Raw genomic sequence first — 15088 nt, 5'->3', positions numbered from 1 at the left:
GTACGCGAAAAGGGCTGAAACTACATTGTAGTTTCGGCCCTTTTCTATATTACTAATCTTGTCTTGCGAAGAATGATCGGAAGGTTATTCTGTCATCGAAGTGGCATGTGTAACATTCTTCAGTTCACTCTACACTTTATATCAAGCATAATTACTTCACTTATTTCGCTACAACATGTGCAATGACACGGCCATTTTCGTACGTGACAGTCACGTCATAACCATCTGCCGTTACACTGTCGAATTCACCTGTAATTCCATTTGCCGTGATTAACGTAATATCTTTGGAACCTTCGATCTTATAGTTGGACAAGTCCAGTTTGAGACTTCCTCCTTCAATATAGAGCTTTCTGCCGACATTCAGTTGACTGTTGTTGTCAGCCACTACCAATTCCAAAGTACCATTATCCATGGTGAGGTTTCTATTCAAGTTCAATGCTCCATCGACATTCACAACAACAGTTCCATTTTCAACATACAGATCACCTGTACCAAAAGCTGTTGCAGATTCGGCTACCAGTGTTCCTGCTTGCAGTAAGGTTCCGCCTGTGTAGCTATTTTTCCCTGTCAATGTAAGGGTGCCTGTTCCTTTTTTCGTAAGCATTCCACTACCCGTGATATCATTTCTCCACCAGTCTTGTGCATTGAAACGTCCTTTGGATGCGTCCATATCCACAGTTACATTGTTCAAGAATGCCCCGTATCCATCCGCAGCCGTCACCAGATCAATTCTACCCCAGCCCTTGGATTCATCCAGTACAGGATATCCAGAGTCAATGGATGTTGTATACAATACTTGTCTGCGCTGCTCATCTGTTAAATACGGTTGACGCGTTTCCAACAGCGCTTCTGCTCCTTGCGGTACAACGGGAGCCAAACCTTTGGTTCCGGTTTGTGGCAGACCATAAGTCATCTTCTCTCTGTAGAAGGCTTTATTGGCGTCATGATCTTCCCATTTGTGTTCATCGTAAGCACTTTTAAACGTGTAATCCTCTGTTACGGTGTGTGCATATTCATACAGACTCATATTTTTTTCCTTGGCTGCAGCTCCAAATACTTCTCCTGCATTCTCATAGCCTTTCTCTAACACATCTTTGTTCTCAGGCTGATTAAGTGCATAGGCAGCCATGGCTGTCGATTGTATTCTTCCTCCTATAATATCAAGCGGTGAGTGCATCCCCGTTACGACTCGATTCTCGCCCAACTGAGCTGCTCTCGTTAACAATTCAGAGAATCGTTCTGGCGTAGCGTATGCCAAAGGAAATACGGATAAGTAAGCTGCACTGGTATGTCCGCTCGGAAATGCGCCATCTTTTCCTCTTCCATCTTCAGCGATTCGTTTGACATAAGTTAACGCAGGAATAAGTTTAACGTTAGTTTCGTATTGCTGGTAATGTTTTTCTCCGGTTGATTTGGTGCCGCCTGAAGCCAAAGGTACTTCTTTTTTCTCACCTTCGCCCAAGGTTTCCCATACAGGCAGTCCCTTGCTGTCAACAACTTCTTTCACTTCTCCATTGGAATTCATTCTCCACGGTCTAGGGGAAGAGTAGAAATATTTAGAGGGATTAGATGAGGCAGGAATTTTGAATCGAACCAGATCAACTAAATTGACCAAGTCTGAAAGTTCCGTCTTTGCTTCCCAATCTCCAATGCCTTGGCTTTCATCTTCCACTGTTTCTTCGGTCAATACCACATTCATCTCGTCCACCGTTCGTTCAACGTTTGTCTTTGGCTTGATGATGTCGACATACGTGTTAGCCAACGGACCAAAGCCCTCCATCACGCTATAGATCTTATCTCTTTGGTCATCATAATAGGCTGCCAATGTCTCTTCACCTGTACGATTTTGCGTTACCTTTTCTACATATTTGATATTGGCTTCCCAAGTCGCTTTGTTGCGAATCTCTTCATTTGCATATGTTTTCTGATCAGCGACAGCTACGGTTGGATCATTCTTAAAGCCGTCATAATATGGAGTCGGTCCATCGCCATACTTTGCATTCTTCCCGTCAGCTCCAATTTTGGTTGCCGCTGTTCCATCTCTCCAATCCGCTAGGTTCATGGACCATACTTGATCAAAACCGTCCAAAATATCAATAAACGGATTGGTCTCCGCAATATTTTTCAAGGTGTCGTCTCCAGCATTGCCTCCGTGCTTCACGGCGGACAAACGAGCCTCATCTGCTGGGGGATTAACGTTCAGTACGGTTGCCGTTCCTTTTGGCTTAGCTGGTTTGGCAGCTGTAGTAGCATCTGTTTCCACAGCCTTAACGAGCGCAGACACTGCTTCTGCACGAGTGATGGAATGAAGCGGTTTGAAGCTTCCATCTGCATATCCGGCGATAATTTTCGCTGCTGCCGCTCCACCTACGGCCCCTTTGCTCCACGCAGCAATAGACGATGAATCACTGAAGACATTCGCTGCTGTTTCATTCAACTCCAAATTCAAAATGCCAGCGATCACTTTAGCTGCTTCCTGCCGTGTAATCGGATCTTGCGGCTTCATTGTGCCATCGGTGTATCCATCTATATATCCATTCGCATTTGCAATAGAAATTGCTTCGTAATACCATGCACTCTCAGACACATCGTTAAAGGTAATTTTAGCTTGTCCGGAATATCCAAATGCACCGTTTACCAAATTCATAAATTCTGCTCTAGTAATATACGTATTCGGTTTGAATGAGCGATCCAGGTAGCCTCGAATTAATCCTTCATCACCCCATGCTTGAATATTCGCTTCCGCCCAGTGTCCCTTAATATCAGAGAACTGAATCTTCTGATCGGCTGCAAAACTCTTCTCTGCAAACGTCGGACCTACCATAGACAACATTAGAAGTAGTGCCAGTGACTTTTTAAGTGGTTTTCTCATGGCTTGCAAATACACGCTCCCATTATAGTAAATTATTTTTTTGCTTCTGCATCTGCAAATGAGTAAGAAAGTCTCTATACAGATGTCTGATCTGCCGTTACTGTAGCATTAGGGAGCGTTTCGCATCTATAGAACAAATTCCGTTTTATATCAAAATCGTACGTTCCGATGATTTCTGCCCACAAAAAACAGAGGAGATACTATTTTCGTTAATTATAATACCCTTTTATGTAAACGCTTTATTAAATTAGTGTAAAATGTGGAGAAGGAGTTTGTTAAATTTCGATCAACATGATTTCTCGTCCTCGGCCTGCTATATAATGATGAAGTTGTTTAGACACGAGAAACGAAGGGGGAAAAAGAATGCGTAAGCCATTTCAGTCTGTGAGATCCAAAATGGTTCTTTCCTACCTCGCTGTCGTTCTTGTCATTGCGCTTCTTTTCGGCTCCATCTTATACTCCTTCTTCTCCCATCAATACAGCAAAGAGATCCGCATCAATAATCAACTGTCGCTGAAAAGCACGGTCAATACTATTGAGAGTTCCGTGATCCAGAAGGTGAATCAGGTCTATCTGTCCCTGGCACTGGGTAACGCTGCAAGTATCAATTTAGATAGCTTAAAAGGAAACCATAGCAAAATTCTGGACATTGAACAGTCCCTCAAAAATATGGTGCAAAATTATTCTGATCTCATTCAAGCTATTCATGTGTACGATGCGAAGAACCACTTCATCGTCTCCTCTGTATATGGGCTGATGCTCTATGAGGACACGCCTTCGAGTGTGGATCATACGACGGATTGGATTACTGCGATGAAAGAGACCAAAGAAAGCTCCTTATGGATGAAGACTCGCATGATTCCTCAGGATGCTTATATCGAATCACGAGAACAGAGCAACATGAGTCCTCTAATTTCCTATGTCCACAGTTACCCGTTTCAATCTTCTGGACAAGACAGTAAAGCCATGATTGCGATTGATATCAAAGAATCAGCGATCAGTCAGATCATTAAAAATATGCTCCCTGCTGACTATGCGAATACATTAATCATAGATCAGGATGGAACCGTCATTTCTGCCGAGGACAAAACGTTGTTAGGCAGCTCCACGGAGGAGAATCTAACGCAGTCGCTACTCTCCTTTCATTCATCAGAAGAGAGCTTCACGCCTGTATTCAACAATGACTCGCAAGTTGTTACCCAAGATCAATTTAAAGGAAATGCATGGCGGATTTACACGACTACACCTAATGAAAGCTTCTATTACAAATTGGATAGCTTGAAGGAAATTTCGGTTCTTCTTGGCTTGTTGGCTGTTGGGGTTGGGATCGTGATGTCGTCCATCTTCACCAGGGCCAACTATAGTCCCCTTAAGCGAATCCTGAATAATATCAAGAGCCGAATGGATAGCCCATCCAGCTTAAAGCAGGACGAATACCGATTCATCGACACAACGATTAACAGTCTGTCCAATAAAGTTGATAGTCTTGAGGAAACACTACAGGCCAATCATAAGATGATTAAGCATAGTATCATGCTTAACATGTTGCATAACCGATTTACACCCGAGGAACTTACGGAGCAGCTGCAGTCGGTTCAGATTTCGATGGCTTACTCCCGCTTCCGTTGCATCGTCATTGACCCGGTCAATGAGAAGTGGAAGGATCTGCAGCCACGACAGTTGCAGCATACGTTGTACACGATGATTCAGCAACTTGAGATCGCAGATATAGACGAAACTCAACTGCTCGCAGAGGAATTGCAGGATCACAAAATCGCGGTCATCATCTGTACCAATCAACCCGAGGAACCTCTCTCTGATCACATTGTAGACTTTATTCATGCTGAGGCGAGAAGCAGATTTGGTCTGGAATTTGTATTATCGTTAGGCGGATGGGTAGAGCACTTTACGAAGATTCACACAAGCTATCATCAGGCTAACACCCTGATTCGTTACAGCTACTTCTTTCCCGAGCAGTCTGCCATTCAGGATCTTCATCTTCTGAACAGGGAATCCAGCAGCTTGGAAATTGCGGACTCATACCTCGTAAACTTTGAGAAGAAATTGCAGGCACGAGATGTGAAAGGTACGGTTCAGACCATTCAGGAGTTGGTCACGACAATAAAAGAAGGCCTCTATTCAGCCGAATACAGCCGGATCATATTATTAAAAACGGTATCTATTTACGCTGAATGTATCCAGCAGGTGCGCCTGCAACCCGCCGAGGCAAGCTCGATGAATTTGTACAAGCAATTTTCATTGTTCTACAACATCAACCGCTATTCGGAGTGGATGATTCATCTCGTGACCGAATTTGTGACGCATATGGAGAAGCGAAGCGAGGTACGGAGTGTGGATACCATCTCGGCTGTCAAAGCCTATATTCATGAGCATCTTTCGGGTGATCTCACGCTGGATCATGTCTCAGAGCAAGTATTCATCAGCCCTAAATATCTCAGTAAACTGTTCAAGGAAGAAACCGGGATTGTCTATTCCGAATATGTTACGAATCAGAGAATGGAACGCGCACGGGAACTCATGACACAACGCGAAATTACGGTTGAGCAAGTCGCAAATACGGTCGGTTACCGTACCCCTGCTTATTTCATTAAAAAGTTCAAAGAAATTCACGGCTGTACGCCAAAAAACTTCATGCGCAGTCTAATGGAACAGGGATCTATATAGGGTCAATTAGGAATATTTACACGGACACTCCGATGACAGAACAACCTTCCGATCGCTGTTATTCCCAGATTTCTTTTAATCCCTTTTCAAAAAGGGAAAATCCGGGAATAGCGTATGCTTTCGAAGTAGTTTTCTTACAGAAAACTTGTAGCTTCGCTTCTTCAGGTTCTTTCTGTCCTCTCCGTTATTGTGTAAATGTTAAATTGAAGCTATATAGAATTTAAATTAGTAAAGGAGCTGCTATGAACCTTAACCTGTCAAGAAAGCTATGGCTATATTCCGCAATGCTTCTCCTTCTCGTATTTACAAGTGGGTGTACCGTTCTAAGCAGGGAAGGAACACCTGTGCAGCAGCAGGGTCATCTGGCAAGCGCTGAGAAGGATACAGCACCGCAGTATACGATATCCTGGACCATGCATCAAAATGTTGCTGTTCCTGAGGACGCGGAGATGATTGCATATATAGAGGATCGGTTTGATGTCGATCTGGAGGTATGGAACCTTGAGAACAAGCGGTACGAGGAACTGCTGGATATGGAGCTGGCTCAAGGGGAGATACCGGATCTGTTCCGAATCAGGCAGCCGCATGATCTGCTCAAATATCAGATGCAAGGGGTCTTAGCGGAAATTTCCCCAGAGGTCCTTGAACAATATGCACCAAATATTGTACAGCGAATTCGCGATTATGACTCACGTTACCTGGAGTATGGAAAAATAAACGGCAGCTTATATGGAATTCCGGCCATCAATGAGACCAACATCTATCGAACTCCTGTCGTATATCGAGAGGACTGGCTTAAGCGGCTTGGTCTGGATGTACCGAAGACATTAGAGGAATTTGAAACGGTCATGTATGCCTTTGCCAAAGGTGATCCGGACGGAAATGGGAAACAGGATACGTATGGTCTATCCAGAGAGGGCTTAAATGTTGTGTTTGGCGCTTTTGGACAGTCCGTTTTCACCGAGCAGCTGTATTTTAATGAAAAAAACGACCAACTCGTGATCGGCGCTTTGGAGCCTGAGATGAAAAAAGCCCTGACTTATATGCAAAAGTGGTATCGGGACGGGATTATCGACCCTGAGTTCATAACCGGTGAAAACAAAGGCGGCTATAAACATCTATCCCATGCTTTTATCAATGGAAAAATTGGGATGACTTCGATGGGCAACTACTATCATTGGAATCAAGAGGGAGATTACAGTGTCCTGAATGGAAATGGTAAAGAAACCCCCGTGGGAGCCTCGTTCAATGTCAATGAGCTGCTACAGAAGAATGCAGCTGCAGAGGTTGTATTTGGTTCTCCTGTTATTGGTCCGGATGGACATAGCGGTTCCAAAGGGAACAATCTGCTGATGAATTTTATTGCTATAGGTGCTGAGGCTGCAAACGAGCCGGGGAAACTGGAGAAAATTTTGGAGATACTCGATTATGTAAGTGCCAACCCCGATCCGGAGGAGCAGATCAAAATGGAGTATGGCCTTCCAGGAAAACACTGGAATTGGAGCGCTGAAAATTCAAACTCGTTCCATTTACTTTACCCATACAACAGAATGGAGAATTATATTAATATGATCGGCTCAAGCATCGGCATGACGGTTCCAGGTACACCCTCGGATAAACGTGAACAGTGGGCTGCATCTGCAGGGTTGACGGAGAATGGTATCTATAATCGCCTGGAGGTTGCAACCCCTGCCCTGATTCAATATTCATCTGAATTGATTCGCATGCGAGACAGAGCGTACATCTCCATCATCACTGGCGATCAGCCTGTGGGGTATTTCGATACCTTTGTGGAAGAATTCATGGATGCGGGTGGGCAGCAAGTGCTGCTTGAAGCGAATCATTGGTATAACGAGCATAAGGAGACAAGTCGCGCGCAATAGGTGGACGATATGGAACATACATTTCCCATGAGTTTCTGGAAAGTATACATGTGTGTTCCTATGCATCCATCCCCGCTTCCCTCACGCTAGTCTCTGTCTATCCCTTCGCACTCGCATTCGATCCGCGTAGTGAACGGGCTGAACTGCTTCGTGCCGTGCTTCCGGATTTGGAGGCGCTGCCTGAGGGCGTGTTTTCAAAACGCTTGCGTTCGGTCCGCTCCATCTGCACAATCTGACCTTCGTGCACCACGATGTGCAAAGAACCAAACTCCATGTCATTCAGCTGTCCGGCAATTCGGTCCAACCATACCTCATCTACTTTTAACGGCTTAGCCATAGAGCCGCCTCCTCTTCTCGGGCTACTGCCCGCCATATTCCTAAGTGCGCTGTCATCCAACGGATTTATAAATCATTCTTATCCAACCTATATACTTGGTTTATACATTAGCAGGGCTTCCAGTAGCTGTCAATCTGTATTTTCTTCTTCTCATCATCACTTTTCTGAAACGGCTTTGTGTCCAAGCCAGCTCTTGAGAAGCAACGTGGCGAGAGCCAGAATCAGGAGCAGGGAAGCTACGGCAAATGAAGCTGAGAATTGATATTCGTTATACAAAATTTCGACATGCAGCGGCAGCGTATTCGTCTCCCCGCGGATATGTCCGGACACCACAGATACCGCTCCGAACTCACCCATAGCACGGGCATTACAAAGAATAATACCGTACAACAGTCCCCATTTGATATTGGGCAAAGTTACACTCCAGAAGATTCGCCACCCGGAAGCACCCAGCGTAACCGCCGCTTCCTCTTCCCGGGTTCCCTGGTCCTCCATCAGCGGAATCAGTTCTCTCGCTACGAAAGGGAAGGTAATAAACAACGTTGCAATGACAATGCCTGGCAGCGCAAAAATGATTTTGATATCATGTTCGGACAGCCACGGCCCAAACCACCCATTGGAACCAAAGACCAATACAAAGATCAACCCGCCCACCACAGGCGAGATGGAAAAGGGAAGATCAATCAGGGTGATCATGAGCCCCTTGCCCTTGAACTGGAACTTGGTAATGACCCAGGCAGCGGCCACACCAAATATCGTATTCAGCGGCACTGTAATCGCCGCAACCAATAACGTGAGTTTCAGTGCAGACATGGCATCCGGCTCGGTAAGAGCGGCGATGTACACACCCCAGCCCTGCTTCAACGCCTCCATGAGCACAATAACCAGTGGCAAAATAAGCAGCCATATGAGTACCAGGCTCGCCAGTCCAATCAACAACCATTTGACCCATGGAGCTTCCGTTGTTGCTCGGTTAGTTCCACGGCCAGTCTTCACAGGTTGAACAGGGCTCAGTGGAACGGAACCCGCCATATGCTGCACCTCCTTTGGTTTGGGTGAGTGACATCTGTTCGTATCCATATTGCATCATGCTTCATGGTCATGCTCTGCCCGCCTTCCGGCTCCAACGCTGCAAGGAATTAATGATTAGCAGCAGGATGAAAGAGACCAGTAGCAGTAGCAATGCTACAGCTGTAGCTCCTGCATAATCGAACTGCTCCAGCTTGGCCATGATCAGCAAGGGAGCAATCTCCGTTTTCATCGGCATATTGCCTGAGATAAATACAACGGAGCCATACTCACCGATGCCCCGAGCAAAGGCCAGAGCAAAGCCCGTCAGCAGTGGTGGAATTAGATCAGGCAGCAGAATCGTACGGAATATCCGCCATCTTCCTGCCCCTAGTGTGGCAGCTGCCTCTTCCACTTCTGCCTCCAGCTCCTCCAACACCGGTTGCACCGTACGAACCACGAACGGAATTCCAATAAACATCAGCGCCAGCGTAATCCCAGCCTGTGAATAGGCGAGCTTAATGCCCAAGGGCTCTACAAACTGTCCAATCCAGCCATTGCCGGCATAGATCGCTGTAAGGGCAACCCCTGCTACCGCCGTCGGCAAGGCAAAAGGCAGATCAATGACCGCATCAAACAGCCTTTTGCCAGGGAATTCATACCGAACAAGCACCCATGCCAGGAGTAACCCCAGCACGAGATCAATCAGGGCCGCTGCACCTGCGGTCAGGAAGCTGACCTGGAAGGAAGCCAGCACCCTGGGATTGGTCGCAACCTCAATCATGGTTGCCCACGTCAGCCCTGTTGAGTTAAACAACAGCGCAGCCAATGGAATAAGTACAACCAGGCTCAGGTAGAACACACTGTAACCCATCGTTAATCCGAATCCCGGCAATGTGCGTCTCCGCGCCACCATCACCTTGCTCATGTACGTTCATCCTCTCTGCCTTCAGCCGGTAAGGCTGGTTGGCCGCTCACAGCGCGATTGATCGAGTGTTCATTGAACAGAGCAACCTTAGCTGCCTGGAACATAAATCTGGTCGAAGATACCACCGTCATTGAAATGTTTGGCCTGAGTATCCCGCCATGTACCGAATACATCTTTCAATGTGAACAGTTCAAGCGCCGGGAACTGATCTTTGAATTTTTCCTCCACGCTGTCCAGCGTTGGGCGGTAATAATTTTCAGCGGCAATCGTCTGTCCCTCTTCACTGTACAAATATTTCAGATAGGCATCCGCTACGTCGCGGCTTCCTTTTTTGTCTGCATTTTTGTCCACAATTGCAACGGGTGGTTCAGCCAAGATACTAACCGAAGGCACGACAATATCGAATTTGTCCGGACCCAGCTCTTTTACCGATAAGAAAGCCTCATTCTCCCAGGCAAGCAGCACATCACCAATGCCACGTTCAACAAACGTCGTCGTAGATCCGCGAGCACCCGAATCCAGTACAGGCGCATGCTTGAACAGCTCACCCACGAATTCCTTCGCTTTCTCTTCATCATTGTTATTTTGTTTGAGGGCATATCCCCATGCCGCCAAGTAGTTCCAACGCGCCCCGCCGGACGTTTTGGGATTCGGTGTGATGACTTGCGTATCCCCTTTGATCAGATCATCCCAGTCCTTGATGCCTTTTGGATTGCCTTTACGTACAAGGAATACAATCGTAGAGGTATATGGAGAGCTGTTATGCTCGTATTTATCCTGCCAGCCTTCATTAATCAGACCTTTATCTTCTATTGCATCAATATCATATCCCAATGCCAGTGTCACCACGTCGGCATCCAGTCCGTCAATAACAGAACGGCTCTGCTTGCCCGATCCCCCGTGGGATTGCTTGATAGTCACTTCCTGGCCTTTCTCTTTCAACCAATGCGCCGCAAACGCTTTGTTATATTGCTCATAGAGTTCCCTCGTTGGATCATAGGAAACATTCAGCAGCTCGATAGCCTTGGCCTTTTCTGTACCGCCTTCTGCTCCCCCTGATGTTCCTGCCGCACTGGACCCGCCGCTATCCGATCCGCATGCTGCCAGTACCCCTGTTAACACCAGTGCCAGACCAACCAAAATACCCTTGTGAATTCTCTTTTTCATGAATAACACTCCCCCGATATAGATCTGCATGACTACCTCAGGCCGGCTGAACAGGATGGAACGCCCCGTAAAAAACAAGAAGACGGAGGAACCCCCGCGCACTTCTCCCTCATAAAGTCATGCCGGCCCCTGGGCCGTGTATGCTTCATCCGGAAATGATGCGCTGCGGTGTTCCTCCGTCTATACGGTGAGAACGTTATTCTGTTCAGGTTGCATGGTTGCATGTGTCTGTAAAATGACCGTTTTCACATTGAAAACAAATTCATTTTTATTATTCCTACCTGTTTAGTAAGTTATATACGTATAATAAAGGCAGTCTATATACCTGTCAAACGTTTTTTCCGATTTTTACCGTATTTCTGCGCTATTGGCAAAAAAAAGAGGAACAACGAACCATCGTCCGTTGTTCCTTTCAGCGAATTCCATGCTTCGCTGTCTATTGTAAATATGAACGAAATTGGACCGCCACGCTTAGTCCAATCCTCATTTGCCTGCATACCGGATATTGGGAACAGGCGGTGTGTTCATGCCTTCCCCCAGATAAAAACCGGTGTGCGGCGGTTGATTGTAGGCTACATTTTGCCAAGCGACGCCAAGACGGTACACCGGATCATGCATCAGCGTATAGATGCGTTTGTCCGTAACTGCTGTTGTGGTATAGATCCGCAGCGCCGAACTGTCATTCGTCCGCCACACGACTTCCTCTCTCCAGTCCCCGAACAGATCGGCTTGCAGATTCGGCGTAGACTTGGTTCCGTTATTGGAAGAAACGCCGGATGCAGTGAGCAGGTTCACTGTTGTGCTATTGGTATAATTCCACTTGTCGATTCGGTTGCTGTCCAGCAGTTCACGGAGCAAATCACCATCCCACCAGATCCCAAAATTCGTGGAGGAAGGCAGGGTTGTCCCGATTTTCTGCCCTTTGGCTGTATACAGACTGCCGTCTGCCCACACTTCAGCACCTTTATATCTTGGATCAATATCTGCCGCCATGCCGCGTCCAATATCCTTCGTTGTTTTGACACCCCAGATTAACTGGCCTGTACCTGCATCCCTGAACTCCACTCCGGCATTGGATGGGGTCTCATGAACCTGAAACACCTCAAGTCCAGGGCGGTCCGGGTCCAGGTCACTCAAATGCATGGCATCGCCATGATGAAGTCCTGTCGTGTACAATCCTTTGCCGTTATCATCCACCGCCATAGCACCATAGATGATCTCATCCTTCCCATCCCCATCCACATCCGCCACACTCAGATTATGATTACCCTGCCCGGCATAACCCGAATTGCCAGATGTATTGGAATCAAACGTCCATTGCTTGGTCAGCTGTCCATTTCGCCAGTTATAAGCCACGAGCACACTACGCGTATAGTACCCACGCGCCATGACCAGACTTGGGCGTTCCCCATCCAAATAGGCAATGGCCGCAAGGAATCGGTCCACACGGTTGCCGTAGTTATCTCCCCAGTCGGACACATTGCCACGTGCCGGTTCGTAGTTCACCGTGGAGAGCGCTTTGCCAGTCTGCCCGTTGAAGATCGTCAGAAATTCGGGGCCAGACAACACATAACCGCTGGAATTGCGGTAATCCTTGCTTGCATCCCCGATGACCGCGCCAGTGCCATCCTTGGTGCCATCGGCTGTTTTCATGGCGACCTCGGCTTTGCCGTCACCATCGAGATCATATACCATGAACTGGGTGTAGTGAGCGCCGGCACGGATATTTTTGCCCAAACTAATCCGCCAGAGGCGTGTTCCGTTTAATTTGTAAGCATCGATAAACACTTCCCCGGTATAACCGCTCTGAGAGTTATCTTTGGAGTTGGAGGGGTCCCACTTCACGATCAATTCATACTCCCCGTCACCATCCAGGTCACCTGCACTGGCATCGTTGGCACTGTAGGTGTAGGCTACTCCATCGGGCGTTGTCCCACCTGCGGGCACACTGAGCGGTACAGATAGATAATTGTTGCCCCATACGCTCGCTGCCGCTGAAGCAGCCTGCTCTGTTCCGCTGACCACAGCGCGAACCGTGTATTTGGAACTGCTTGTCCCGCTCGCATCCTGAAGGTTGGTGCTGTTCGTTATGGGCGTAGCGTTCACTTTGGTCCCATCCCGATAGACATTAAACGATACATTCGATCCTTCCGTTCCCAGAAGCCGCCAGCTGACAAACACACCTGTCCCGGTCTTCACAGCCACCACACCGCGATCCAGATATTCCATCTGCCTTGCTCCCGCTGCATGTGTTACCTGCGTGTTGCCCAAGCCAAGCGAAGTGACCAGTAACGCGGAACTCAGTAGCGATACTCCGGCTGTACGTAATGTGCGCTTCCACAATGATGATCGATTTCCCATAAACAATTGCCTCCCCAATTGTAGTGGTAAGCCCGATGCCCTTGTAGCGCCATCTTTTATGTAAGCGCTTTAATATATTTATTTTAAATTAAACATATACTTCCATCTATAGGTCTAATTTAGTAATTAAATGGTTCGTATATAAAAAAGCCGAAGGATTTCTCCCTCGACTCTAAGGTACAGCATTTAAAACAAGGTTGTTTGGTGCAATGTTTCATTTCGACTGTTTATCCTCCACCCCATCCATGTCCCATTAGCACTATAATCTCAGGATTTATGATGATGGAACTACATAGAAATAGAAGTAACGACCATTTTTTCTGCATTGATCCGATGCACCTCACTTGTTAGAGATTTGAATTTTTGTTTTGCAACTGAATCGGCCTGATCCCTGTATTGCTCAAACAGGGTCATACACGTGATGATATTCCGATCACTATTTATTTTAACTGAAAAATGCAAACCTTCCAAAATTAGATTAATTGCATTACGACGATGTTTGCTAAGATTATATACTCCTAAATCACTTAAAAACTGTGCGTAACTCTCGCCCATAATCGCATGATTGTACTCCCCAAATTCAGTCTTGTACGTACGTAAGGGGATATGATCAGAGAAGCGATCCAAAATGTGATCAATATTCACGTCAAATTTATTTGCAGCTTGTACTATATATCGAAGGGCGATGAAGATTTCGTCTTTACGTCCCTCAATATAGTCTGCATAATCGGGAATAACATCCACTTCTCCAGACATTAAACGATAGAGATAGGTATTAGCTACAGCCCACTCTTCAAACTGCTTCAATATACGACGAGACTCTTCATCGTCCTCTTTCACCCATCTTTGTCCATCAGCATATAACTTCACAAAGTCGAGTGCTCGGACATAGTCCCTGTGTTCCTCATATACAGTGGATTGGATTAACCAGGAGTACAATATATAAAAGTATAGTGGTCGCTCTGTTCGTTTCAGCTCCTGATCCTTACGTTTACGATTTCTAGGTGCCTCATACTGTATTTGGGCTAAATGAAGCATTTTGTTGGCAAGTTCATTAACCTTGTTCCACTTATGCACTGAGCCGAAAGAATGAATCAAATGTTTCAGCGCGTCCAGTTGGTATCCCTCATCCAACCGGTCAACATAGGGCTCAAACAAGATAGACGTTCTTAGATTTTCCTCCAGGTTCTCTCCTTGTGCAATTAAAAACAACCGATACTGACACATCGCAAGCCGTTCGGAATGCTGATATTTCTCAACTTCACTCACACTCTTATATAACAATGCCGCCGCAGATCGCTGATTTCGTTCAAATAACTGTTCTGCCATCTCAAATAGTTCCGTGGCATAATCCAGGTCGTCCAGTAGCCGATGAAGAATCTGCTCAATGCAGTCCAACCGATTCAGCTCCGCACTTCGGAGAATAAACGGTCTGATCCGCCGCATGGATACGGAATAAGCGAAACATTCTTCCACATAATCGGCAAAAAAATGATCTGCTGCCACGCCCATTCCTGATGAGATCGCAATTAACTGACTCACGGATATGGGACGATTCCCATGTAAAATACGACTAATTGTTCCTGTATTCATGCCAGATACTTCCGAGAATCGGGAGAGCGTCATGCTGTTCTTATCGATAAACTGGGTTAATTGCTCCCGAATTGAATTTGCAGGTTCCAAGGAAAGCACCACCCTTCGTGCAACATCCAGATTTTAGGTTTCATCACCATATATTCTGATCATAATGAACGTTCGAACGATGGTCAATAAAAAAATGTGATAATTGCCACTATTTTCAAGTTAATCGTATAAAAAGACTAAAAAAAGCTGTAAAACCATGTGTT

The 15088-nt window shown here is 46.3% G+C and carries 9 protein-coding genes; 2 read left to right on the top strand and 7 right to left on the bottom strand.

Annotation, left to right across the window (positions count from 1 at the left end):
* Positions 1–160: 160 nt before the first annotated feature.
* The gene (locus NYE45_RS02535) at positions 161–2872 is read right to left on the bottom strand and encodes an S-layer homology domain-containing protein (RefSeq protein ID WP_340015432.1); all 2712 of its coding nucleotides are present in this window, start codon (positions 2870–2872) and stop codon (positions 161–163) included.
* Between the two features lie 363 nt (positions 2873–3235).
* On the opposite strand from NYE45_RS02535, the gene NYE45_RS02530 reads away from it, so the two are divergent.
* On the top strand, positions 3236–5557 hold the full coding sequence (locus NYE45_RS02530) for a helix-turn-helix domain-containing protein (protein WP_340015431.1): 2322 nt from the start codon (positions 3236–3238) through the stop codon (positions 5555–5557).
* 242 nt (positions 5558–5799) lie between these two features.
* A complete protein-coding gene (locus NYE45_RS02525) occupies positions 5800–7440 on the top strand; it encodes an extracellular solute-binding protein (RefSeq protein ID WP_340015430.1) in 1641 nt (546 codons plus the stop codon).
* 97 nt (positions 7441–7537) lie between these two features.
* Here NYE45_RS02525 and NYE45_RS02520 read toward each other — a convergent pair whose 3' ends face one another.
* The 6 genes from NYE45_RS02520 to NYE45_RS02495 form a co-directional block, all read right to left on the bottom strand.
* On the bottom strand, positions 7538–7777 hold the full coding sequence (locus NYE45_RS02520; RefSeq protein WP_036607453.1) for a YezD family protein: 240 nt from the start codon (positions 7775–7777) through the stop codon (positions 7538–7540).
* Positions 7778–7933: 156 nt separating this feature from the next.
* A complete protein-coding gene (cysW, locus tag NYE45_RS02515; RefSeq protein ID WP_340015429.1) occupies positions 7934–8809 on the bottom strand; it encodes a sulfate ABC transporter permease subunit CysW in 876 nt (291 codons plus the stop codon).
* A 67-nt stretch (positions 8810–8876) separates the two neighbouring features.
* Positions 8877–9713 carry a sulfate ABC transporter permease subunit CysT gene (gene cysT / locus NYE45_RS02510; RefSeq protein WP_017690928.1) on the bottom strand — a complete coding sequence of 279 codons (837 nt, stop codon included), beginning with the start codon at positions 9711–9713 and terminating at the stop codon, positions 8877–8879.
* Between the two features lie 87 nt (positions 9714–9800).
* The gene (locus NYE45_RS02505) at positions 9801–10880 is read right to left on the bottom strand and encodes a sulfate ABC transporter substrate-binding protein (RefSeq protein WP_340015428.1); all 1080 of its coding nucleotides are present in this window, start codon (positions 10878–10880) and stop codon (positions 9801–9803) included.
* A 483-nt stretch (positions 10881–11363) separates the two neighbouring features.
* The gene (locus NYE45_RS02500; RefSeq protein WP_340015427.1) at positions 11364–13241 is read right to left on the bottom strand and encodes a rhamnogalacturonan lyase; all 1878 of its coding nucleotides are present in this window, start codon (positions 13239–13241) and stop codon (positions 11364–11366) included.
* 288 nt (positions 13242–13529) lie between these two features.
* A complete protein-coding gene (locus NYE45_RS02495; RefSeq protein WP_340015425.1) occupies positions 13530–14924 on the bottom strand; it encodes a helix-turn-helix transcriptional regulator in 1395 nt (464 codons plus the stop codon).
* Positions 14925–15088 lie beyond the last annotated feature (164 nt).

It is taken from the genome of Paenibacillus sp. FSL K6-1318, from assembly GCF_037976905.1.
GTDB lineage: Bacteria > Bacillota > Bacilli > Paenibacillales > Paenibacillaceae > Paenibacillus > Paenibacillus amylolyticus_A.
This window is presented reverse-complemented; position numbering and strand designations above follow the sequence as displayed.

Coding starts and splice junctions, on each gene's coding strand:
- NYE45_RS02525 (WP_340015430.1), top strand. CDS start 5,800: ATGAACCTTAACCTGTCAAGAAAGCTATGGCTATATTCCGCAATGCTT.
- NYE45_RS02535 (WP_340015432.1), bottom strand. CDS start 2,872: ATGAGAAAACCACTTAAAAAGTCACTGGCACTACTTCTAATGTTGTCT.
- NYE45_RS02505 (WP_340015428.1), bottom strand. CDS start 10,880: ATGAAAAAGAGAATTCACAAGGGTATTTTGGTTGGTCTGGCACTGGTG.
- NYE45_RS02520 (WP_036607453.1), bottom strand. CDS start 7,777: ATGGCTAAGCCGTTAAAAGTAGATGAGGTATGGTTGGACCGAATTGCC.
- NYE45_RS02530 (WP_340015431.1), top strand. CDS start 3,236: ATGCGTAAGCCATTTCAGTCTGTGAGATCCAAAATGGTTCTTTCCTAC.
- cysT (WP_017690928.1), bottom strand. CDS start 9,713: ATGAGCAAGGTGATGGTGGCGCGGAGACGCACATTGCCGGGATTCGGA.
- NYE45_RS02500 (WP_340015427.1), bottom strand. CDS start 13,241: ATGGGAAATCGATCATCATTGTGGAAGCGCACATTACGTACAGCCGGA.
- cysW (WP_340015429.1), bottom strand. CDS start 8,809: ATGGCGGGTTCCGTTCCACTGAGCCCTGTTCAACCTGTGAAGACTGGC.